The organism is Cupriavidus necator N-1 (assembly GCF_000219215.1).
Lineage (GTDB): Bacteria > Pseudomonadota > Gammaproteobacteria > Burkholderiales > Burkholderiaceae > Cupriavidus > Cupriavidus necator.
In genome coordinates this window covers 73991-95490 of record NC_015724.1, presented here as the reverse complement: position 1 = coordinate 95490, position 21500 = coordinate 73991, and the positions used below count along the sequence as shown (strand labels likewise).

The window sequence follows — 21500 nt, the reverse complement described above, 5'->3', positions numbered from 1 at the left end:
TCTTTGGGGGCGCTTACCGCTGCATGGCCAGCTCGCTCGGATGGATGCCGTACTCGCGCGTATCGAGCAATGCGGATGCCTCCAGCGCTACCGGCGTAAGACGGAGCGTCGGCCGCGTCTCCAGCAGCCATGCCTGGTAGCCTTGCGGCACATCCTCGCTGGGCCCCTGGTGGATGACTCCCTTCGGGACCCAGCTCACCGTGCCGGGCTCGCTCACGTCACCCCATGCGCCCGGACCGGCGTGGTAGAGAATCACTTCGTCGAAATCGGCATTGACATGGATCGGCGGGCGCTGCGTGGTGCGCGCGCAGAGCGTGTAGATCATGATCTCGCCGTCGTCGGAGGTAATGAACTGGAACGGCGGGCCGCCATGCGGCAGGTAGGTGCCAACCTGCACGTTGGCCAGGTTCACCTTCCACACTGGCACGTTTCCGTACACGTGCGCCACCGCGCGCAGCGGATCCTGCGCCAGCCGGAACACCGTGGGACCGTCCTCGGCCTTCAGCACCAGCGTCACCTCGGTCGGCGCGTGGTCGTCTTGTTGCGGTTCAACCCTGGCGTAGTGCACGTCGCGCGCGAAGTTGATCATGCCGGACGGGGTCTGGGGGTTCAGGCGCAGCGGCGAGGGGCTTTCGACGATGAACCGCCACGCCGGACCGCCCTGCGGCGTGGTGCGGTAGGCCACCGAGCGCGGAATGCAGACAAAATCCCCAGCCTGCGCGTCCAGCACGCCGCAATCGGTCTCGAAGCGCACCTCCCCCCGGTGCACGAAATGCAGTTCGTCGGCCTCCACGTTGCGTACCACAATGGGGGCCTCCTGATCCTGGAGCGCGGCACTCAGTTGCACCCCTTTGCGCGAGCTGGCAACCGGCACCGGCATGGCAAGCGCGTCATCGCCGTGAGACATCGCCAGCTTGTCTAGCTGGAAGTGGCGCGGCGCATGCGGCCCGTGTGCCGAGAGATAGGCCGGCGCGTAGTGCGGGCGCAATACCATCGAGCAGGTGCCATTGAAGCCGTCACGCGTCCAGAGCTCGCCCTGTCCCGCCACGGCACCATCGCCGGGCGCCGGCCCGAATCGGTTGTCTTTCACGCTACCCCCTCCTTCTTACGTTTTGCTTCGGACAATACGGAGTCGAATCGATTTGGTTCGACAACGGATGATTTGCTTCCCAGACCTTGCCGGCTGGCGGTGGTAAACTCGCCTCGCCTGACAAAGCGGAGAATGTAAGCGTGGCCACCAGCCGTACCAAGCCCACCACGAAAGCCAGCAAGCCGGAGCCTGCCGGAGCCCACCCTCCGGTATTCGATGTCGGCGGCCGCAGTATCGCCTGGCATGTGCGCGACCTGCACCGCCTGTTCACCAGCCACCTGCAAGCCCTGATGACCGACGAAGGCGCTTCGGTGGGGCATTGGTACTACCTGCGCGTGCTGTCGGAGCAGACCGGGCTGACGCAGCTGGAACTCAGCCGGCGCGTCGGACTGGCCGCGACCACCTCCGTGCCCGCGCTCGACAGCATGGAAAAGCAGGGCCTGGTCAAGCGCGTGCGCGACACCGAGGACCGGCGGCGCAGCTTTGTGTTCATCACCGAGCAGGGCCGTGCCCTGGTCGAGCGGCTGATGCCCGCGATCACGGCGCTGCTGGAGCACGCCGTCGACGGTGTCTCCGAACGCGAGCTCAAGAGCTTCCTGAAGGTCATGGTGCGCATCCAGGAGAACCTGCTCACGGCAGCGCCAAGCCTCAGCGAAGTGAACGACTGAAACGCCCGGCGCGCGCGTCATACCCGATGCACCTCCAGGGTCGAAGGGTGCAGCAGTTCCTCGACCCGCACCCGGCGCGGCGACAGCCCCTGCGCATGGTGGTACTGCAGGAATGCATCGAGCGTATGCAGGTTCTGCGCCGCGCCATAGCTCCAGTAGTCCTGCCCCATCAGGCCCTGCATTGACTGCATGGTCTCCTGCGCGAGCGGCAGGGTGATGGCCGATGCGGCGATCTCGGCCAGCGACGACATCGCCACCGCCTTGGCGCGCTCGAAGGCCTTGAGCAGCGCGCCCGGCAGCCAGGGATGTGCGTGCACCAGTTCGCGCCGCACGCCCAGCAGATGCATGATGGGAAAGATGCCGGTGCGCCGGAAGTAGTCGCTGGCGGCCTGCACCGGGTCCGAGAACAGCCTGCCCACGCCGGGATGGCCCTGCACCCAGCACGAAGGCGGGCGCGGCGCGATCAGGGCATCAATCTCGCCCGCCGCCAGCATCGCGTTGAGCGTCGCGCCGTCTGGCGCGCTCTCCAGCCGCACATCGGCGGGCAGCGCAAGCTCGATCTTCTCGACCCGGCCCGGCTGCTCCTGCCCGCCGCGTATCCACTGCAGTTCCGACGGCCGCACGCCATAGTCCTCTTCGAGCATCGCGCGCACCCAGACGCAGGCGGTCAGCTGGTACTCCGGCACGCCCACGCGCTTGCCCCGCAGGTCGGCCGGCTCGCGGATACCGCGGTCGGTACGGATGTAGATGGCGGTGTGCCGGAAGGCGCGCGACAGGAACACGGGCACGCCGACATAAGGACAGGATTCGCGCGCCGTCTTGACGGTGAAGCTGCTCAATGACAGCTCGCAGATATCGAACTCGGCATGCCGGAACGCGCGAAAGAAGATCTCTTCCGGATCCAGCGCGAGGAAGACCGGGTCGACACCATCGATCGGTACGCGCCCGTCCAGCAGTGCGCGCGTGCGGTCGTAGTCGCCAATTGCCAGCGACAGGTTCAGCTTGCTCATATCAGATTTCGCCTTTGCGTAAGTCTGTTCCGCCTGCTGCTCACGCAGCGCGGACCCAGAGGTTGCGCCAGCGCCCGCTGGCGCCTTGCCCGTGGTTCGACACGCTGCCCACGCCCGCCACGGCCGGCTTCAGCGTGAACAGGCCAAGCGCCACCACCACGCTGCCGATATCCACCGCGATATTGCGCACGGCATACATGCGCCTGTCATCTACATGCCACGTGCAGGTGCGTGCCGACCGGTCGATGGTGATCTCGTAGCGGTGGAACTCGCCCGGGTGGTTCTGTGCCAGCAGGGGCGACTGCACCACGTGCAGCCAGTCGCCGCCGGCAGGCGTCACACCCGGGATTGGCAGCCGCTCATGCACCACGCCGATCTGCGTGCCGGAGATGATGAAGTCGAACACCATGCCGTTGGCCAGGTCGCACACATTGAAGCCCGCAAAGCCATCGAACAGGTCATCCGGGTTGCCGTTGTGGTTCTCGCACGCCATCTCGCAGCCGATGGTGAGCACACCGCCTTCGGCGATCGTCAGCGCCTCGCGCATGACCAGGAAATGCTTGGGATTGTCGAACATCGGTATGCGCGCGTGCTGCCGCGTGAACCGGTCCACCTGCATTTCCAGAACGCCGCCTTCGGCCTGCACGCGCGCGCCGGGCTCCTCGTAGCGCCACATGCCGCCGTCCGGCATGGGCATCTCCAGCACCTGCCACACTGCCGGATCGGGCGCGCCGCTCCGGAAGCCATCCAGCGGGCGGGACGTCATGCCGGCACCTGCGCGGCGGTTGCCATGCCTGCACGGGCGGGCTTGCCGATCATGCGGCGATAGGCGTCCGCGCTGGCCGGGCGGCGGCCATGCAGCTCGGCAATGTCGCGGGCCATGCGGAACATCTCCAGGTTGTCGCGCAGGCGGACATCGCTGTTGGGGTATTTCCACGGCGTGTCTTCGGTGCCGACACGGATGTTCAGGCCCATCATGGTGGCCAGCGTGGTCATGTAGAGCGTGGAGCGTCCCGCGGCGCAGACGGTGATGACCGAGGCGGGATCGATCTGGCGGATCTGGTCGACCATCATGAACATGTGGCGCGCCATGTCCTGCGCATTGCTGGCCCAGGTGCCCGAGATCAGCGTACGGCCGACATTGAACGGCAGCCCGTACAGGATGATCCAGTTGTAAGGGCCCTTCAGGATGCCGGTATCGATCAGCTTGCGCTTGGCCAGTTCGATCTCGCCGGAACTGTGGATCACGATCTCCGGCTTGACGCCGTGCTCTTCGAGCGTGCGCACCGCCGGCACCATGAAGGCATCCGGGTGCCCCGCGGCGCACGGGGCGACTTCCGCCAGCCCGGCCCGGGCGGGGCTCATGCAGATATCGAACGTGCTGCCGTTGAGCACGTTCAGGTTGGCGACGAACTCATGGCCAAAGCGGTCGCGCAGCGGGCGCAGCACGGCGCCGTACGCTTCCACCGGCGGTACGTCGCGGTCCAGGCGGCGTCCCTGGCGGTCGGTGACCATCGAGAAATCGATATGCACGCCGCAAGCGCCGGCCTCGATGACTTCGGAGGCCGCATCGACATAGGCTTCGATGGAAGTCGGATGGCCCTCTTCCTGGCTGTCGCTGAAGCGGCCTGACACGGCGACGTTGATGGCGATCTCGGACGGCACCTCCCACTTCGGCTGGAGCTCCGCCCCGGCAACGAACTGGTAGTCGTCCATTTCGCGCTTCGCGGCTTCCCACAACGAAATTCCTTCCTGCATAGCTCACCTCGTTTTGTTGGCTGATGGGTTGGTTCTCCGGCCCGTGCCGACAGAACCAAAAAACTTCTAATTCCGATAATTCGATTTCGACTCATTTGGATACAGCAGCTGCCGGGAGTCGGTCGGCTCAGGCCGTACTGCGCTCCTTCGCCAGGGCCAGCGTGAAGAGCACGGCCGCGGCCAGCAGCGGAGTTGCCAGCACGATCGAAAACTGCGTGCGCGACCAGCCCGCCTGGATCAGCACCCCCGCCAGCCAGGGGCCGGCCGTGCCGCCCAGGCGGCCAAAGCCCAGCGCCAGCCCGGTGCCCGTGGCGCGCACTGCCGGCGGGAAGACCCGGGGCGAAAGCGCGTTCAGGCTCGCCACGGCGCCGGTGATGAGGAACCCGATCACCGCGCTCACGGCCAGCACGTGACCGGGTGCCGCCGACAGCGAGCCAAACCAGGCAACCGACAGGAAGCACAGGCAGAGGTAGATCACTGACATCGCCCTGAGCCCATAGCGCCCGGCCGACCAACCCAGGGCAATGCCGCCGGCAACTCCCGACAGGTTCATGATCACGGCCCCGGAAATGCCCTGCTCCATGCTCATGCCCATGTCCACCAGCAGCTTCGGCATCCAGCTCAGCAGGAAGTAGTTCGTGAGCATGACCAGCAGGTAGCAGGCGCAGGCCAGCAATGTCAGCCGCCGGAAGTCCGGGTGAAACAGCGAGCGCCACGCCGAGCCCTGCCGGGCCTGCTCGCCCTGCGGCGGCAGCGTCTGCAGCGGCGCCACGCCGGCCTTGTGCAATACCTGGTTCAGCCGCGCCAGTGCATTGCCCGGCTGCTTTCCGGCAAGGAAGTCGAGCGATTCGGGCAGCCAGGCGAACGCCACCGGCACCATCAGCACCGACAGCAGGCCGCCCACCAGGAACACGGAGCGCCAGCCGTAGCTGCCGACCAGCAGCCCGGAAGCCGCGCCGCCGCAGATCGCGCCCACGGCATAGCCAACGGTCGTCATGCTCAGCGCCAGGTCCCGGCGCCGGTCCGATGCATACTCCGCCACCAGTGTATTGATGCCGGCGATGATGCCGCCCACCCCCAGACCCGTCACCAGGCGCAGGCCGGCAAGCTGCCAGACGTTGGCCGCAAATGCCGAGGCAAGCATGGCGGTACCGATCATGGCAAGGCAGCCAAGCACGATGGGGCGGCGGCCCAGCTTGTCGCCCAATGGCGCAATCAGGACCGAGCCGAGCGCCATGCCCGCCACGCTCGCGCTCAGCAGCATGCCCAGCAAGGCCGCCGGCAGCTGCCACTGCGCCGCGACCGCAGGCGCGGTAAAGGCGGATGCGAGGGCGTCGAAGCCGTCCAGCACGTTGATGGCAATGCAGATGCCGATTACTATCCGCTGATAGCGTGACATCGGCCTGCCGCGCAGCATCGCGCCGACTGCGGGCTGCGGTGCGGCAAGCGTATCGTTCATCGCGCTCATGGGCTCAGACCCTCCCCGTCATGGCGGCGTCGGTGGCGATCGCGCGGGGCGCATACAGCCAGTCCACCGGGGCGAAGCTGTCGTCTTCCCGCGCCGACAGCAGCGCATTGCGCACCTCGGCGCCCATATGGCCGAGGTGGATGAAATCGCCGAACCAGCGCGCCGTGAGTTGCACGCGCGCGGTACGCAGCCGCCTGGCCTCCTGGTAGGCCAGCAGTCCGCCCGGCACGTCGCTGGCGTGACGGGTCAGCGCATCGGCCAGCGTGCCCGCATCTTCGATAGCCTGGGCCGCACCCTGTGCGAGATATTGCAGCATCGGGTGAGCGGCATCGCCCAGCAGGGCAATGCGGTTTCGCGTCCAGTCGGCGATGGGATCGCGGTCGTACATGGGCCAGCGCCGGTTGGTGTGGATCAGGCTGATCGCGTCACGCACGGGTGCGCAGGCATTGGCGAAGCGCGCCTCCAACTCGTCCACCGTGCCCCAGTCGTCCGTGGACGGATCGAAGCGGTCGCTGCGGAACACTGCCACCTGGTTATAGAGCTCGCCGCGGCGCACCGGATACTGGACCAGGTGCATAGCATGGCCGGTCCACATCACCACGTTGTCCAGCCCGGCATGCTCGGGCATATTCTCGATCGGCAGGGTGCCACGGTAGGCCACGTATTCCGAGCACACCGGTGCGCCGTCGTCCGCAATCATGCGGCGCACGGTGGAGTGCAGCCCGTCCGCACCGATCAGCGCCTGGCAGCGATAGACCGAGCCGTCGGCGCAGCGGACCTCGGCGCCGTCGCCCATATCCTGCACCGCCACCACGTCGCGGCTGGTTTCCAGCGTGATGCGGGCGTCGCGCTGGCACGCGGCCAGCAGCGCGGCGAGCAGGTCGCTGCGGTGCATCACCAGGTAGGGATAGCCGTAGGCGTGCCGGAAGCTGGCACCTAGGTCCAGCGCGGTCAGCCGGCGGCCGCTCATCGCATCCATCCACACCAGCTGGCGCGGGAACACCGCGCTTTGCCAGACGGCATCGAGCACACCCAGGCGGTCGAGCATGCGCGACGCGTTGGGCGCCAGCTGCAGGCCGGCGCCAACCTCACTGAACTGCGCCGCGCGCTCGAGCACGTGCGCCGTGCGGCCGGACTGGGCCAGGGCGAGCGCCGTGGCAAGGCCACCGATGCCGCCCCCCACGATCAAGGTCTGGATCTTGTTGCTGTCGTTCATAAGATATCCGTGTGCGGTGAACTCAGGCGGCGCGTACCGGGACACGCATGGCGCCGATGCCTTCGATGCTGGCCTCGATCAGGTCCCCAGGCACTACCGGCCCCACGCCGTCCGGGGTGCCGGTGTAGATGACGTCGCCGGGATGCAGGGTGTAGTAGGACGATGCCCAGGCAATCAGCTGCGGAATACCGACCACCAGATCACGTGTGTTGGCCCGCTGGCGCAACTCGCCGTTGACGCGCAACTCCAGCTCCAGGTTCGCCGGGTCTGCGATCTCGTCGGCGGTGACCAGCCACGGGCCAAGCACCGAATAACTGTCGATCGATTTGCGCAACGAGCGCTCCTGCGGGCCGCGCACTGTCATGTCCAGCCCGATGGCATAGCCGGCTACGTAGTCCATTGCACGCTCCACCGAAACACGGTCCGCGGTGCGGCCGATGACCACCGCCAACTCCAGTTCGTGGTCGTTGCGGCGGTCGGTGTGGCGCAGCGCCACGCCCTCGCCGGGCCCGGCGAGCGAACTCGATGCCTTGAGGAACAGGCCCACCTCCTGGATGCGCTGCAACTGGTGTGCATGGAAGGTTGCGGGATCCGCCTGTGCCTCGGCCAGGTGGCTGAGATAGTTGACCGGCGCTGCGGCCAGCTTGGACGGATTGGCCACCGGGCTGAGCAGGCGCACGGCGGACAAGGCGCGGCGCGGCGCCGCGTCCAGCAGGCGCGGCGCGTGCTCGCGAATGAGCTGCAGGTGCGCAACGAGCGGGTCCCCCGGCGGAAAGGGCCAGCGGTGTGAGGGCAGCATCTCCACGACGGGCGAGATATCCGCCACGAAGTGGTCCTCAACGATGCCGAGGCGCTCGCCCCGGTCATCCTGGAATCGGCAAAATCGCATGGTGCAGGCAGGTTGAAGGATTGATCGGTGCTGCTCAGGCGAGCTGGCGCTCCTGGAAGAAGCCCAGCTTCTTCTGCAGGGGCGCGTCGTCAACGCGAATCAGGAAGGCCGGCTGCCCGGGTGTGGCGCGGTGCGAGACGCTGGCAAACGTAGTGGCGCTGAAGGTATCGCCCGCGCTCCAGTCGAACACGTGGTCATCGACCCGGCTCTCGCCGCTGCCCTCGACAACGTGGAACACCGTGCTGGCTGACGTGGGCACCGCCTGCCAGTGCTGGTCCGGGCCGATCATCATCGCCGTGAAGCCGAGAACGGGCAGGCAGTCCTGCCCGTTCTCCGGATTGACATAGGCCAGCTCCGCGCAGGCCTGGCCCGTCGCCGCAGCCAGCCGCTCCAGTGCAGCCCTGGCGGTCTGCCACGGATAGCGCAGCATCGGGTAGGGATTCTCGCAGCGCCAGGCCCGCGGTGGCCGCAAGCCCTGGCGCAGCAGTTCGGACGTCAGCGTCATCAGCGGCTCTTCGGCATTGCAGCCGTCATGGCCACCTTCGGCATAGGCGGATTCCGCAGCAGTGAACACTGGCAGGTCCAGCACATCGAGCCAGGTGACCGGACCCTCGCCGTCGTGGCCGTGATCGTGCCACTGCCCGCCCGGCGTGAGGATGATGTCGCCCCGCTCCATCTCGCATCGCTGCCCGTTGACGACGGTGAAGCCGCCGCGGCCTTCGATGACGATGCGCGCCGCGCTCGGCGAATGGCGGTGCGTGGGGGCGGTCTCGCCGGGCAGCAGCAGCTGGATGCCTGCGTAGAGCGTGCCCGTCGCCGACATCGCGTTGGGGCCGCGGCCAGGATCGCTCAGCACGATCACGCGGCGCTCCGCCTGCGCCACCGGCACCAGGCGCCCGGCTTCAAGCAGCAGCGGGCGCACATCGGCATAGCGCCAGCGGTGCGGACGCGTGACGCCCGCGGGGCGGCCGTGCGGCAGCGCGGCCTTGAGGAAGTCCCACAGCGGCGCAAGTGCGTGATCGCGCAGCGCTGCACGGAATTCCTCGGGCAACGAGGCAGTCTCGCCGGCGTGCCGGTCCTCCGTGTTTGAGGGGATAGTCTGATTTATCATTTGCATCGAATCGTTCTATATCGAATCAATGTGTGTATGATAATCAGCGTGCTTCACATATCCACTGGGGTAAACGTCAGGGTAGGGTCGATCCCAACGGTCGGACCAATCCGCGAAAAAGCAAGATGGACGAATTCAATCTCGACGAACTGATCTACAACAAGCCGGGCCATCTCATCCGGCGGCTGCACCAGATTGCCACCTCGGTCTTCCACGAAGAGACCGATGGCTTCGATACGACGCCCGTGCAATACGCGGCGCTGGCGGCAGTGCGCGCCTATCCGGGCATCGACCAGCTCAGGCTGGCCAATGCCATCGGCTTTGACCGCACCACAATTGCCGGTGTGGTGGAAAGGCTTGAGGGAAAGGGACTGATCTCGCGCTCACCGGGCATCGCCGATCGGCGTACCAAGCTGCTCTCGCTGACGGCAACGGGTGCGGCGCTGCTGCAGGGCATCTACCCGGGCACGGAGCGCGCCCAGGCCCGCACGCTGGCCGGTTTGGACCAGGCGGAGCGTGCACTGTTCGTTGCCATGCTGCAACGCGTGGTGGCGGCCAATAACGAGACCAGCCGGGTGCCGGTGTCACCGCCGCCCGCGCGCGTTGCCTGAGTACGCTCAGACTGCGCGCGCACCTTCCACGAACGCAACGAAGCCGGCAAGGAACTCCTTTAGCCGCGCACGCATGCCGACATCGGTGAGTTCGCCCTGCGCGTCGAACACCTGGCCCGCGCGCGCAACCAGCAGCCGGCTGCCGCTATAGTGCCGCGTGCCCAGTGTCTTGAGCACCGGCAGCCAGTCGTTCTGTGCCAGCACGGTTCCGAAGCCCCCGGCAGACGCCCCGAGAACTGCTACCGGGCGATTGCCGAAGACCGCAGGAATATCGCTGGCCGGCCGCGAGAGCCAGTCGATGGCGTTCTTGAAGACACCGGGGATGCCGTTGTTGTATTCAGGCGTGGCGAGTATCAGACCATCGCTCGCCATGACCTGTTCGCGCAACGCCACCACGGCGGCGGGCAAGCCTTCACGCGCCTCCAGGTCTGCGTCGTAAAGCGGAATGCCATGCAGGGTGCCGATATCAAGGCGGACATGCGCGTCAGCCTCCGCCCGCGCAGCCCGCAGCAGTGCGGTGTTGTATGACTGCGCACGCAGGCTACCGGAAATTCCCAGGATCTTGATCATTTTTTACGCCTCGTTTCATGGAGATGAAGGGGTACGGCTTCGTTCAATATCCAGCATGACAGAGCGTTGGCGTCGCGGATGCGCGGTGAGCAGCTCAATGCGGGTCGCAGTCATGGGCCGTTGTCTCCTTGCCCGGTTGGGTCCGTCTTGCGGCGCAGCTGAAGCCCCACTTATTACGGCCGGCCGCTTCAGACATCAACGAGAACCGACGCTGGTTGACTACGGGTCACACCACCCCTGAACGGCAAAAGGCCCGGGACTCGACGAGTACCGGGCTCTCTATCCGACAGACCGCAGACGCCGCCTTGTCAGAATGCCTGCGGAAGCCCCGCGCAACTTTCGTGGTCAACCCTCACCGCTTCTTCGCTCCATCCGTGAACGGATCCGCCTTTCCACTCTTGGCGCCGTCGGTATACGGACTACGCGGATCGCCAACCTTGGCTGCGCTTTCACTCGGCTTCAGGTTGCTTTTTGTCGATTTCCTGGCGCCATCTGTATAGGGATCGAACTTGCCTGACTTTGTGCCGTCGGTGTATGGATCCGCCTTGCCGACCTTGGCACCGTCGGTGTAGGGATCTGCTGCGCCTGAGCGACCGCCATTGGTATGAACGCTGTTGCTGTCCGACTTGTTCGACTGGGCGAAGGCTGGCGAAACTGCACCGGCAGTGGCAACCGTAGCTACCAGGACTGTCTTCAGTACTTTTTTCAACATCATGGTCCTCGTGAAATCGAGACGCATCGCGTCACAGGAATTTGCAGATGCCGGCAGCCGGCATGAGATCTGCGCGAGCCTTTATGCCTGCCACCCACTGGATGACGTTGGTGCTCGCGCCGAGTGTAGAGGAAACGTTCCCAATGAAGTAGCCCGGATACCAAGAACTCCATGTTTCACAAAAACGAACAAGGCTCTTCGCATCGAGGCTCAACAATGCTGGCACTCCAGACCGGGCACGTGACACGCACAGCCATTGACGATGACTCCACGCCGCCTACACTTGAACTCTCACTCAAACGCTGCAAGAAACGTAATGAAGAAACGAGCGGCTGTTGCCGGGCGGAAATCCGGCCCCTTTGCTTGTCGCGAACTGGAACTCGACGATCCACGCCCGGATGAAGTCCTGGTTCGAGCGGAGCTCCGACACCAGCTGCATCCCTCGAGACGCCCGTGCAAGCCACTTTGGCAATCCCTTGCCGCAGCCTGGCTCGCCGTAGGCGGTCTACTCGGGACCGCGTCACACCGAGCGTACGCCGGACAGATATGCGACGCGCCCTATATTCATGACGGCGGCCGAATCCGCTTTGAAGCGGACGGATTGACGCCGATGACAACGCTTGCCTTCTTCCGCAACGTCAACGACCTTGAGCGCGACCTTTGCTCGCTCGATCTGGATATCTACTCCAAGTCCGCCCTCCGGCGCTTGATGGGGCCACCCGTCGAGACAGTGCAGCGTCACCGCCTCGTGATTGACGAACGCTCGGGACAGCCGGTCGTGCGCAGTCTGAATGCACGCGTTCAGGCCCACGGCCAGTACACTGAGCTGGTTGGGGAAATGAGTACCAACTCAAACGGACTGCTGCTGTACCCGCCGGCGCTGGTCGAGGGCCAGGTACTTCCCGCGGAAACGTTTCTGTCCCGCTACGACTTTCGCATTGTGGATCGCCACACCGGCACCAAGGTCTCTGATTTCGTTGGTTCAAATGTGCGCCTGACCTTGTCAGAGCGGACGGTGGGTCCGCTCCAGCGTCTGAAGATTGCCACCGGCACGCTGCTCTGCTGGCCGATCCGATATACCAAGTTCGTCGATCCCGGCAGATTTCGGCTGGTCGATACGGATATCGAACTGGAGCCGACGGTGCTCGACATGATCGACTGGTATTGTCCGGCCCGGCGATTCGTCATGCGCCAGGAAGTTCGCTATGGGAATCAGCATCAAGTTGTCGATGTCGTGGAAATTGAATAGCACAGCAGCCAGCGAACTCCGCCATTGCAAACTGCATCGCATCAGGCTGGCGCTTCAGCGGCCAAACCGGATGGCCGGAGGCACGATCGTGGTCGGTACGGGCAGGCTGGGACTCCCCTGTTTGACTTCGGCTGGCGTTTCCTCCGCAGGCTTGCCGCTTTCGGCCGGCGCTGCAGCCGGGGCGGCTTCCGCTTCCGCTTCGTCCTGCCTGCTCGGCGGGTTGCCGTCGTAGATCTGGTACTCGCGCCGCTGCAGGTAGGCATCGCGCATGAAGGCGTACTTGTCCAGCGCCGCCTGTTCGATCAGGCTGGTCGCGCCGAGCAACTGGGCGCGGCCGGCGACGATGCGAACACCCACCAGCGAATTGCGCAGCGAGACCGGATAGATATAGGCCGACGGATCGAACTGGCGATCGACCAGCATGCCGCCGGTGTCGCGCACGGTACTCGGCCCGAACAGCGGAAGCACCAGGTACGGACCGGCAGGCACCCCCCACAGGCCCAGCGTTTGGCCGAAGTCTTCCTTGTACTTGGGCAGGCCGGCAGGCGTGGCGATGTCGATCAGGCCGCCGAGGCCGAGCACGCTGTTGACCGCCACGCGCATGGTGTCTTCGGCGGCCCGGCTGGGCTTGCCCTGCAGCAGGTTGTTCCCCGCGGAATAGACATCGCTGACATTGGAGAAGAAATTCTCCACCGCGCGCTGTGCGGGCGTCGGGATGTAGTCGGCATAGAGCTGGGCAACCGGGCGCAGCACGCCCTTGTCGAAGTCCTCGTTAATGCGCGAGACTTCGCGGTTGAACGGCTCAAGCGGATCCCTCGGATTGGCGGTGGGGCCGGTGGCACAGCCGGCAAGCAGGGCAGCGGCTGCGGCGGCCGTCAGCAGTCGGGTTGTCTGCACTACGGAACCAGAAGTGTATCGATCCGGACCTCGCCGGTCAGCAGCTTGTGCATCGGACACGCATCGGCAACCTGGAGCAGCCGCTCTTGCTGCTCCGCGTTCAGCGCCCCGGTCAGGGAGATGTTCCGTCGGATGACAGTCCCTCCCGCGGCGGGCTTGCCATCCGGATTGAGCTCGAGCTCCACGGCGACACCCATGAGCGGCCACTCCTTGCGGGCCGCAAACATCTGCAGGGTAATGAGCGTGCAGGCACCCAGGCTGGAGAGCGTCAGGTGGCCTGGCGAAGGACCGGCATCCGCGCCGCCGACTTCGGCTGGCTCGTCAGCCAGCCACTGATGGCCCTGGCCGTCTGAAATTGTGACTGTGTAGGGCGTGGACGTGGTGTTGGCGTTGATAGTGACTCTGGCAGTCATACTGGATTCTTCAGGTCTTAGTCAGCGGGCTCGCCCGACATCCGCCCGCGGAAAGACAGGCATGCTGGCGGGCGTTTGCCGGGACAGAGTCACAAGCCTAGCAGCGCACGGCCCTCCCAGACAGCCAACCACTGGCGAAAAGGCTGTTCGAGCAGGCGAAACAATCAACGCACCGGGCATGAAGATCAAGCCAGCCCAGCGCCAACCGGTAACGGTAAAAAAAGACGCCCGATCAACGGGCGCAAACGGAGAGCACGGAGGCAAATGCAGGCCCCTCCCCAGCTCAATCCACCTGTGCTCCCGAGTCCTTGACGACTTTCGCCCATTTCACCAGATCTTCCTTAATTAAAGCGCGGAACTGCTCTGGCGTATTGGACGCTGCCTCCGCTCCTTGGGCGGCCAACTTGTCCTGCACATCCTTACTGTTCAGAACCTTGGTGGCGTCCGCATGAAGCTGGGCAAGAATCTCCTTTGGCGTACCGGCTGGCGCAAGCAACCCATACCAGGAGATGGCGCTGTACCCAGGAATCGCCTCCCCAATCGTTGGAACCTCGGGAATCAGTCTGGACCGCTTCTCTGTTGCCACACCAAGTACACGGAGTTGCCCTGTTTTCACGAACGGCATCACACCCGGCAAGCTACCGAACGTTATGGGAACTTGGCCGGCAACCACGTCAGTGGCCGCTGCAGCAGCGCTCTTGTACGGAACGTGAGTAATATCGATGCCAGCCTTTGCCTTCAGCATTTCCCCGAGCAAATGATTCAGCGTGCCATTGCCCGCGGAGGCATAGTCCAGTTTTCCTGGTTTGGATCTGGCCAGACCAATCAGATCCTGGACCGACCTGGCCTGAATCGCCGGGTTCGTGACCAGCAGGTAGGGTGCCGTCGCCATAAGCGTAATCGGCTCGAAGTCCTTGACAGGATCAAACGGAATCTTCCGGTATAGCGACGGGTTGATGGTGAACGAACTGCCGACTGTCAGCAGTAGCGTATAGCCGTCGTGCGGTGCCTTCGCGGCAACCTGGATGCCTATGTTCCCACCGGCGCCCGGGCGGTTGTCGACGACAATGGGTTGGCCCAGAACCGCACCGAGTCGTTGCGCCACAATTCTCGCCACAGCATCGTTGGCGCCACCTGGCGCTTGTGGAACGATTAGTGTAACCGGCTTCACCGGATACCCGCTTGCCCACACTGCGCTGCTTATCAGTAGCGCGGGCGCGAGGCCTCCTGCACACAGAAGGCGGAATGTCGTCTCTTTAATGCCTTTCAATTCTTGTCTCCTTAAAGTGGCATGCCGCTACCTGTTGCATTCGCTGCATAGGCACCGGGCGGCAACCGCATGAGCATGAAAGAGACGAGGAGAGCCGTAAAGCAATCAATGGTGAGCATGCCGTCGCGTTTTGTGATGACTGACCGGCGGTCACAGCCAGCGATCGGAGACTCTCTTGGCTGCCGGCAGCGCAATGTCGACCGCCTCGGAGTAGGCCCCGGCCCGATCCCTAGCGACGATCTCGATCGATGGGCGCGCACGCATCCACGCGGTCACCGCAGTTGCTTCCCTGCCGGCAAACACTGCGATCGGCTCACGTCACTCCAAGTCAACGATGATCGTTCCGTACTGGTGACCGCGCGCGATCGCCCAGTCATCGATGCCGACGACCCGCGGTCGTGGTTTGCGCTTGCGCCCAGGAGCTCTTCGCAACTCCCGCAGCGCGGTGTCGGCACTGGTGCGCAAGCCCAAGGGCCGCCGCCTCACCACCGAGGGGCGTGGCCCAGCGCGTGCAACGCCCGAGCCTGCGATTGCGTACGACGTTGGTGCCGACCGGCCAAGGCGTGGATGTTCTCGGCAAACGTACGACGGGGGCAGCCGGCGTTCGCACCGAAATCAAGCCCACGACGCGGCCGTCACACAAATTGCGGAAGACCCAGTTTTACTACACTTCACGCCAAGGATCTTCAGGTCGATTTGATCAAGGTCGATCATGGGTCCAATTTGCTTTGCTTCACAATGAAGTCAGCAGGGTATCAATTCTTATCTCGCCTCCGAGGCGCTCGCAGCACGGCTGACATGCCTTGATCCTGCACGCGCAGCGCCACAGTTCTCCAAGAGAGTGGGAGACAAATTCGTCGAAATGCGTTTTCTCCATGGCCGACGATGCATTTGGTTGTAGCGCAGTAAGGACTATGGCGTCGGCGTGACGCGGCCCAATGCCACCGCCAGCAGGAATTGCTCTTTGGACGGTTCGAGCCCAAGAACCTCGTTGACAAGCCGGTCGAAGACTCCCCCGAACGGGCGCGCGCTCAGGCCCAGCGCGGTGGCGGCGAGGATCAGATTCTGCGAGAGATGGCCGGACTCTGCGACCAGCATGCGATAGCCCCCTTCGCCATACTTGCATTCATGCCGGGGAAAGTACCCGGTCAGGCAGATCAGCGCGGCACAGCCCGAGATCATTTCCCGTTCCGCCGGCAACATGGCTTCGATCAGGCGCTCGCGGAGCAGTGGCCGCACGCATTCCAGTTCCCCCTCATCCGGGCAGAGGTGATAGATGGCTGCGGGAAGCCCTTCCACATTGAGTATGACCGGATAGATTTCGACCGCGTAGAGCCCTCCGCTTGACGGATAGGCGCGTAACGTGGCGTCGCGCGAGGCTCCGGTCAGGATGCCTGTCGCGCCGCAAGCGATTTGGAGCAGCGCGTCGAACGGCTGGCGGGCAACGGGCAGGCCGGTATAGGCGCGCTGCGAACGCCGGGCCCGCGTGATGGCGTGGAAGGCCTCGAGCTCTGCGGGGATGGATCGCCCGAGCGTCGTTCTTGGCGCGCCAGGATAGGCGCGATGTCCACCGTCAGTTGCCAGATGCAGGACGGCGTCGCGGTCCAGGCCGCCGCCGGGAAGCACACCTTTTTTCGTGAGGGTATGCAGCAGCCGGCCTGCGGCCCTGCCCGAGAGGTCGATCACGCCGGCGTCGGCCAGCGCGCGCAGCAGGGCATCCCCAACGCAGCGGTCGGGAGGGGGGAGCCGGTTCAGCAGTTGTGCGACAGTATGCTCGCCGTCCATGGCGCGCAACAGGCCAGCCAGCACCGCGACCGCACCAGCCACGGCGACTTCGCGCCATGTGGCGCGCATCAACACGCAGCCGGGCTGTGGCTCAAATGCCGGCTCCTCGCAACGCAGGGCGAAGCGCGTGGTGCTGTCTCCGTCGGCCCAGCTGCGTGCAAAGGGAACCAGCGTCGGGCATAGGGCGCCATCGCTTGCTCCGCCGGCTGGCGTCCAGGTGGCCTGCCGGCTTTCGGGCACCCCGTCTATCAGCAGGCCGGAATCGAAGACATAGGAGACCGCCGTCTCATCGATCATGGTCAGCCTGAAGCCGGCAGATTCAGGCATTGGACCAGGCGCCGGCACGGCGGCCTCTGCTGTCGCTGCAGGCGCGCCGGCGCCCCGTGCCGCGTCGGCGAGCCGGTCACGCAACGCCGACTGGCCGGCGACGTCCTGCGTCGCCTTGCATGCGGCCAGGCCGGCCTCGTAAGCGTGGCAGGCTGCCGCCGGCCGATCGAGCGCCAGCAGCGCGTCGCCCAGGTCGCGTTGCAACATGGCCGCCAGCCCCATGCGGCTGGCGCCCTCCGGCGCCTGTGCAAGCGTCGCTAGGGCCTGCTCAAGGAAACGGACCGACTGCTCGAGCCGATGCGCCAGCCACAGGGAGTGCCCGAGCCGGCCGAGCACAACGGCGGCGCCGAAGGACTTACCCTCGCCCAGCGAGGCCAGCGTGGCGAACAGTTGTGGAACGCGCAGGTGCAGTCCTTGGAAGAGCAGATACTCCGCCCGCAGCGCGGATGCCGTCGCAGCGTCGCTCGCGGCGTCGGCCTGTATGCCGGCCATGTCTGCCAGGACACCAAAGGCATGCCAGATCTCGGGCGCATCCGGATCAAGAACACTGGTAGCGTCCAGGGCATGCTGCACCAGGCCGCGGATATCCGCGGCCGGCGCCGACCCGACCAGAAGCCGCGCCAGCGCACATGTGTGCTGCAGCTGGCGCCGCGACGGGACGGCCCGCGCGTCGAGGTCGAGTGCCTCTCGATAGCATGTGATCGCCTCGGCTGGCCTGGCGGCGCGCGCGAGGCATGCGCCTTTCTCACCAAGGACCTGCGCGGCCCGCGCGAGATCGCCGAGCGCACGGAACGCGCTTGCCGCCTGCGCATACGACAGGCTCGCCTCGGCGTCACGCTGCAGGGATGCGTCGAACTTGCCGAGCCGATGCCAGGCCTGGGCCACAAATCCCGCATCGCCCGCGTTCCTCGCGGCGGCCAGCGCGGCTTCATAGGACTGCCGTGCCTGCTCAACGTCGCCCAAGGCGCGGAACCCGTCCCCGAGCGCGGCATGCAGCAAGTAAACAAGCCGGCCAACGGCCCGCGCGGGTGCGAGCCGTTGCGCCAGCGTGAGCGCGGCATGCAGCTTCGGCATCGCCGCGTCGAAGCGTGACGCCGCGAGCAGGCACTGTCCGATCCGCTCGAGGACGACAGCGCGCTCGAAAGCGCGCGCCGGCGGCAGCCGGGCGTCGATGGCCTCGAACAATTGCCGGGCATGGTCCCAGTTCTGCGCCTGCAGCATTTGCTGCGCCCGCTGGCACGCGGCGGGATACCACGCGCGGATGTCCTGGTCCTTCGATACGCTCCGTCTGCCGGCGCTAGCGCCCTGTGTCCCTGAACTGGCCATTGGTCTCATCCGAAATACCTCCGCCGACAACTGACAGGGCAAGCACGCCCGGAGCCCGAGCGGCCGTCCGGACGTATCTTGCGACAGCGGGACTTTATATTACGGCGCTACGCGGATGAAATCCGAACGCTCCCGCACGTCGAGCATCGGCGGCCCCACGGTGTACCAAGTCTTGTGATGCGCTGTCTGCGCATGCGCCTCGATGGCGGCTTGGTCCCGATAGACCTCGTAGTACATGATTCGGGTGGGGTCTTCCGGGTCGACCAGCACGTCGAACTGCAGGCAACCCGGCTCGGTCGTTCTTGCCGCTTCGGCATTCGCGTTCAGTGCAGCCATCAGCTCCTCCACCTTGCCCGGCTTGATGCGGCAATTGACCACCAATACGACGTTTCCTTTACTCATGAATCTCGCTCCTTAGTCACCGCCGCTGAACCGCGCTTCGGCTCGAACGGCGTTTGTTGTGGGTCATGGCAGCATCCCGGACCGCACATGGCGTCTCGATCCTAATGCTATTATCATTATACTTATATTAACCAACACAGCAAGCGGACTTCATCACAATTGGCATCATTTGCAGTGCACGAACCGACAAGGAGAGGCGATCCAGTCCCCTGCGCCACCCCCATGATCGTTATGTTGTATAATATTTTCATTATGTTCAATTCAACGGCCGTTCGCCGCCGGCAGGAATCTGACCCATGGAAACCACTCATTTCAGCCGTAAGCTGCCGCTCTGGTACCAGGCTTGCGAGTCGATCCGCGCGGAGATCTACAACCGGCTGCGCACCAGCGAACTCCGCCTCCCGCCCGAGAGCCAGCTTGCAGAGGAGCATGGCGTCAGCCTGATCACCGTCCGGCAGGCATTGACGGTACTGGAGAGCGAGGGCTTGATCACGCGGACTCGCCGCCGGGGCACTGTCATCAATCCACTCGAAGCACAGCCAAGGAAGGAGATGAAGGTCCTGGGAACCCTGGCGACAGTGTTCAACCACGACTCGGCTGCGGAACTCGACCTGCTGGAGAAGCTTCTGGTCGTCACCCCCGAGGACCTGAAGGCAACCTTCCGCGACGCGACGCACCTGACCTATATGCGCCGCCTGCGCCATGACAAGAACGGCCCGATCAACTACGCGGTCAATTACATGCTTCCCGAGTTCGGTGAGAACATCACCGAGGCCGATATGCAGAAGATGCCGATTCCGCGGATCCTGCGGGACAAATTCAATGTCAATGTCATGCGCATCGACTACAGCGCCAGCGCAATGGAAGCCTCCGCCGATATTGCGAGCCACCTCCGGGTGCCGCCGAAAAGTGCAATCCTGAATCTGGTAGCGACGGTCTTCGATCATACGGAACGCGTGGTCGATGTCGGGCGGATCTATTGTCCCGCGGGCAAGTTCTCCTTCGATATCTCGATCGACATGTCATAGCGGCCGCGCATGCGCGGCCGGCGCGCCCGCTCTCAGAATCTGTGCTTGATGCCGATCTCGCCGCCGAAGTGTTTCGGCCTGGCATTGCTGTCGTGCACGATATCGGCATACAGCGAGGTCCGTTTCGACAGCGAGTAGTAGTAGGCGATACCGGTCTTTTCCATCAGCGTCCGATCGGAAGTGGTGTCCCTGAGCTTGCCGTGGGAAATGTGGAGCTGGCTGTTCCGGATCGGAATCGTGGCGCCCAAGATCAAGGACACGCGCCGGTTCCCCGTATCCGTCATGCCGCCGCCCATCGAGGCGCGCAGCGTAAATGCCTGCGTTTCATAGACGCCGGTGACCATGTGCCAGATGGCCCTGTCGCCGCCAGGCCGGTCGTATCCATAGGCCGCGAGGACGGAACCGGCCCGGTAGGAAACGGAGAAGGAGACCGGCCGATGCGGCACCTTGTTGCCCTCGTCCTCCGCAACCTGGCCAGAGAACGTCAAGCCGTCCACATCAAACTCATAATTGACGGATTTGTCGTTGTACACCCTGCCGATCCCGCCCGTGCTGATCAGGAACATCGACATCAGCGTGCTGTTGTAGAGCGGGTCCGCGGGAATCTGCACGTTCCAGCTCGCGGGCGTGTATTCCCGCCCGACCCAGAACCGCCCGAACCGGCCGAGGATGCCCACCATCGAGCGGTCGTTGAACAGCCGGGTCGGATCCCGCATGGCACCCGTGTCCCCGGCAAAGCGGTTCTCCACATTGAAGAAGGCCTGCATGCCGCCGCCCAGGTCCTCAGTGCCCCGCAGGCCAAAGCGGTTGCCCGATCCGTTCTGCATTGCCCAGGCGCCCTTGCCCGGGTTCCTTGCGATCGCAATATCGATCACGCCATACAACGTCAGCGACTGTCCCCACGCGGTACTGCAGAGGACGAAAAGCAGGAAAGAGACAAACCATTTCATCGGACCACGCTCCCCCATCTGTTGCCTTTGGTACATCAGGCATATTTAATAAAAATATTTATAAATCTATTGGGCGGCAAAGCCTCCTCGCTACACCGCCGGGTGGTCCCTCACATCATGTCTTCAAAGCAATTGATGGACATTTGCGTGGCGCGCAGAACACCGCCGGCATCGAACTGGAAATGAAATATCGCGACCTGCGTCACATACTGGAAGCGGTAGGACCAGACTTCACGCTTCTGCAACGCGTAGTACTGGATCGGCAAGCGGGGCTTGCCGAATCGCGCCACCACATCCTGCTTGGCCCACGCGCCTGGCCTGGCCTGCTGCAGCTCCTCCATCGTCAACATCTGGCGATAGTCGACCAGGGCGCCATCCGTGTCGAAATCCGCGGCATAGACGAAGAGTCCGAGCGGCTGGCCTGAGTACAGCCAGCGGCTGCGCCCGTCATGCAGCCGAACCTTGTCGGTTGGCTCTCCCAGCCTGGCCTGCAGCGTCTGCGCGGAAATGCCGCGCACCTCCTGCAGTTCAACCATGGTCGGCGCAGCGGCGCAACCGGCCAATGCAAGCGCGGCACCGGCGCTTGCCAGCAAACGGCCGAGCGCACTCAGTCCGTCTTCTTCCTTTTTCATCAGCGATTCCCTGAGGGCAGGTGAGGAATCCCCGGGATGAATCCACGGGGCAAATGGGGAACAGGAATTCCCGCAGACAGAGGCTGACGGCGCAGGCCCTGCCTGCGCCGCGGATGCC

21 protein-coding genes and 1 pseudogene are annotated in these 21500 nt (G+C 64.6%); 4 read left to right on the top strand and 18 right to left on the bottom strand.

Annotated elements, in window-relative coordinates; translation table 11 throughout:
* Positions 1–13 precede the first annotated feature (13 nt).
* The gene (locus CNE_RS37140) at positions 14–1090 is read right to left on the bottom strand and encodes a homogentisate 1,2-dioxygenase (RefSeq protein WP_013954192.1); all 1077 of its coding nucleotides are present in this window, start codon (positions 1088–1090) and stop codon (positions 14–16) included.
* A 140-nt stretch (positions 1091–1230) separates the two neighbouring features.
* Between CNE_RS37140 and CNE_RS37135 the strand changes: the two genes are divergently transcribed.
* Complete coding sequence (locus CNE_RS37135) at positions 1231–1758, top strand: MarR family winged helix-turn-helix transcriptional regulator (RefSeq protein WP_013954191.1); 528 nt, start codon at positions 1231–1233, stop codon at positions 1756–1758.
* A gap of 17 nt (positions 1759–1775) precedes the next feature.
* Here the strand turns inward: CNE_RS37135 and CNE_RS37130 are convergent, their stop codons facing one another.
* The 7 genes from CNE_RS37130 to CNE_RS37100 all read right to left on the bottom strand — a co-directional run bounded on the left by CNE_RS37130 (position 1776) and on the right by CNE_RS37100 (position 9210).
* Positions 1776–2768: an ABC transporter substrate-binding protein gene (locus CNE_RS37130; RefSeq protein ID WP_013954190.1), complete on the bottom strand. Its 993-nt coding sequence runs from the start codon at positions 2766–2768 to the stop codon at positions 1776–1778.
* A 40-nt stretch (positions 2769–2808) separates the two neighbouring features.
* Positions 2809–3534, bottom strand: a complete 726-nt coding sequence (locus CNE_RS37125; RefSeq protein WP_013954189.1) for a DUF6081 family protein — start codon at positions 3532–3534, stop codon at positions 2809–2811.
* Complete coding sequence (locus tag CNE_RS37120; RefSeq protein ID WP_013954188.1) at positions 3531–4526, bottom strand: 3-keto-5-aminohexanoate cleavage protein; 996 nt, start codon at positions 4524–4526, stop codon at positions 3531–3533. Before CNE_RS37120 ends, CNE_RS37125 begins: the two co-directional genes overlap by 4 nt.
* Positions 4527–4653: 127 nt before the next feature.
* The gene (locus tag CNE_RS37115) at positions 4654–5994 is read right to left on the bottom strand and encodes an MFS transporter (protein ID WP_013954187.1); all 1341 of its coding nucleotides are present in this window, start codon (positions 5992–5994) and stop codon (positions 4654–4656) included.
* A gap of 4 nt (positions 5995–5998) precedes the next feature.
* Positions 5999–7210, bottom strand: a complete 1212-nt coding sequence (locus tag CNE_RS37110) for an FAD-dependent monooxygenase (protein ID WP_013954186.1) — start codon at positions 7208–7210, stop codon at positions 5999–6001.
* Positions 7211–7232: 22 nt separating this feature from the next.
* The gene (locus CNE_RS37105; RefSeq protein ID WP_013954185.1) at positions 7233–8099 is read right to left on the bottom strand and encodes a fumarylacetoacetate hydrolase family protein; all 867 of its coding nucleotides are present in this window, start codon (positions 8097–8099) and stop codon (positions 7233–7235) included.
* Positions 8100–8133: 34 nt separating this feature from the next.
* Positions 8134–9210, bottom strand: a complete 1077-nt coding sequence (locus tag CNE_RS37100) for a cupin domain-containing protein (RefSeq protein ID WP_049800767.1) — start codon at positions 9208–9210, stop codon at positions 8134–8136.
* 125 nt (positions 9211–9335) lie between these two features.
* Here CNE_RS37100 and CNE_RS37095 point away from each other — a divergent pair, with 125 nt between their 5' ends.
* Positions 9336–9821, top strand: coding sequence for a MarR family winged helix-turn-helix transcriptional regulator (locus CNE_RS37095; protein ID WP_041229377.1), 486 nt, complete (start codon positions 9336–9338; stop codon positions 9819–9821).
* A gap of 6 nt (positions 9822–9827) precedes the next feature.
* On the opposite strand, the gene CNE_RS37090 is transcribed toward CNE_RS37095, so the two are convergent.
* Positions 9828–10391, bottom strand: coding sequence for an NADPH-dependent FMN reductase (locus CNE_RS37090; RefSeq protein ID WP_013954182.1), 564 nt, complete (start codon positions 10389–10391; stop codon positions 9828–9830).
* 352 nt (positions 10392–10743) lie between these two features.
* Positions 10744–11106 carry a hypothetical protein gene (locus CNE_RS40455; RefSeq protein WP_013954181.1) on the bottom strand — a complete coding sequence of 121 codons (363 nt, stop codon included), beginning with the start codon at positions 11104–11106 and terminating at the stop codon, positions 10744–10746.
* 607 nt (positions 11107–11713) lie between these two features.
* Between CNE_RS40455 and CNE_RS40450 the strand changes: the two genes are divergently transcribed.
* Positions 11714–12352 carry a hypothetical protein gene (locus tag CNE_RS40450; protein ID WP_238553258.1) on the top strand — a complete coding sequence of 213 codons (639 nt, stop codon included), beginning with the start codon at positions 11714–11716 and terminating at the stop codon, positions 12350–12352.
* Between the two features lie 54 nt (positions 12353–12406).
* Here CNE_RS40450 and CNE_RS37080 read toward each other — a convergent pair whose 3' ends face one another.
* The 6 genes and pseudogenes from CNE_RS37080 to CNE_RS37060 form a co-directional block, all read right to left on the bottom strand.
* Positions 12407–13249, bottom strand: a complete 843-nt coding sequence (locus CNE_RS37080; RefSeq protein ID WP_013954179.1) for an MlaA family lipoprotein — start codon at positions 13247–13249, stop codon at positions 12407–12409.
* Positions 13249–13662 carry an OsmC family protein gene (locus tag CNE_RS37075; protein WP_013954178.1) on the bottom strand — a complete coding sequence of 138 codons (414 nt, stop codon included), beginning with the start codon at positions 13660–13662 and terminating at the stop codon, positions 13249–13251. Before CNE_RS37075 ends, CNE_RS37080 begins: the two co-directional genes overlap by 1 nt.
* 283 nt (positions 13663–13945) lie before the next feature.
* Positions 13946–14932: a tripartite tricarboxylate transporter substrate binding protein gene (locus CNE_RS37070; RefSeq protein WP_013954177.1), complete on the bottom strand. Its 987-nt coding sequence runs from the start codon at positions 14930–14932 to the stop codon at positions 13946–13948.
* 156 nt (positions 14933–15088) lie between these two features.
* Positions 15089–15540: pseudogene (locus tag CNE_RS43375) on the bottom strand (transposase); the annotation flags it as partial.
* A gap of 304 nt (positions 15541–15844) precedes the next feature.
* Positions 15845–18265, bottom strand: coding sequence for a SagB family peptide dehydrogenase (locus tag CNE_RS38870; RefSeq protein WP_049800766.1), 2421 nt, complete (start codon positions 18263–18265; stop codon positions 15845–15847).
* A gap of 204 nt (positions 18266–18469) precedes the next feature.
* Entirely contained in the window at positions 18470–18772 is a 303-nt protein-coding gene (locus CNE_RS37060; protein WP_013954173.1) for a putative quinol monooxygenase, read from the bottom strand.
* A gap of 296 nt (positions 18773–19068) precedes the next feature.
* On the opposite strand from CNE_RS37060, the gene CNE_RS37055 reads away from it, so the two are divergent.
* Positions 19069–19800 (top strand): GntR family transcriptional regulator, encoded by a 732-nt coding sequence (locus CNE_RS37055; RefSeq protein WP_013954172.1) that lies wholly within the window; start codon positions 19069–19071, stop codon positions 19798–19800.
* 32 nt (positions 19801–19832) lie between these two features.
* On the opposite strand, the gene CNE_RS37050 is transcribed toward CNE_RS37055, so the two are convergent.
* On the bottom strand, positions 19833–20750 hold the full coding sequence (locus tag CNE_RS37050) for a porin (RefSeq protein WP_013954171.1): 918 nt from the start codon (positions 20748–20750) through the stop codon (positions 19833–19835).
* A 110-nt stretch (positions 20751–20860) separates the two neighbouring features.
* Positions 20861–21382: a hypothetical protein gene (locus tag CNE_RS37045; RefSeq protein WP_013954170.1), complete on the bottom strand. Its 522-nt coding sequence runs from the start codon at positions 21380–21382 to the stop codon at positions 20861–20863.
* Positions 21383–21500: the final 118 nt, after the last annotated feature.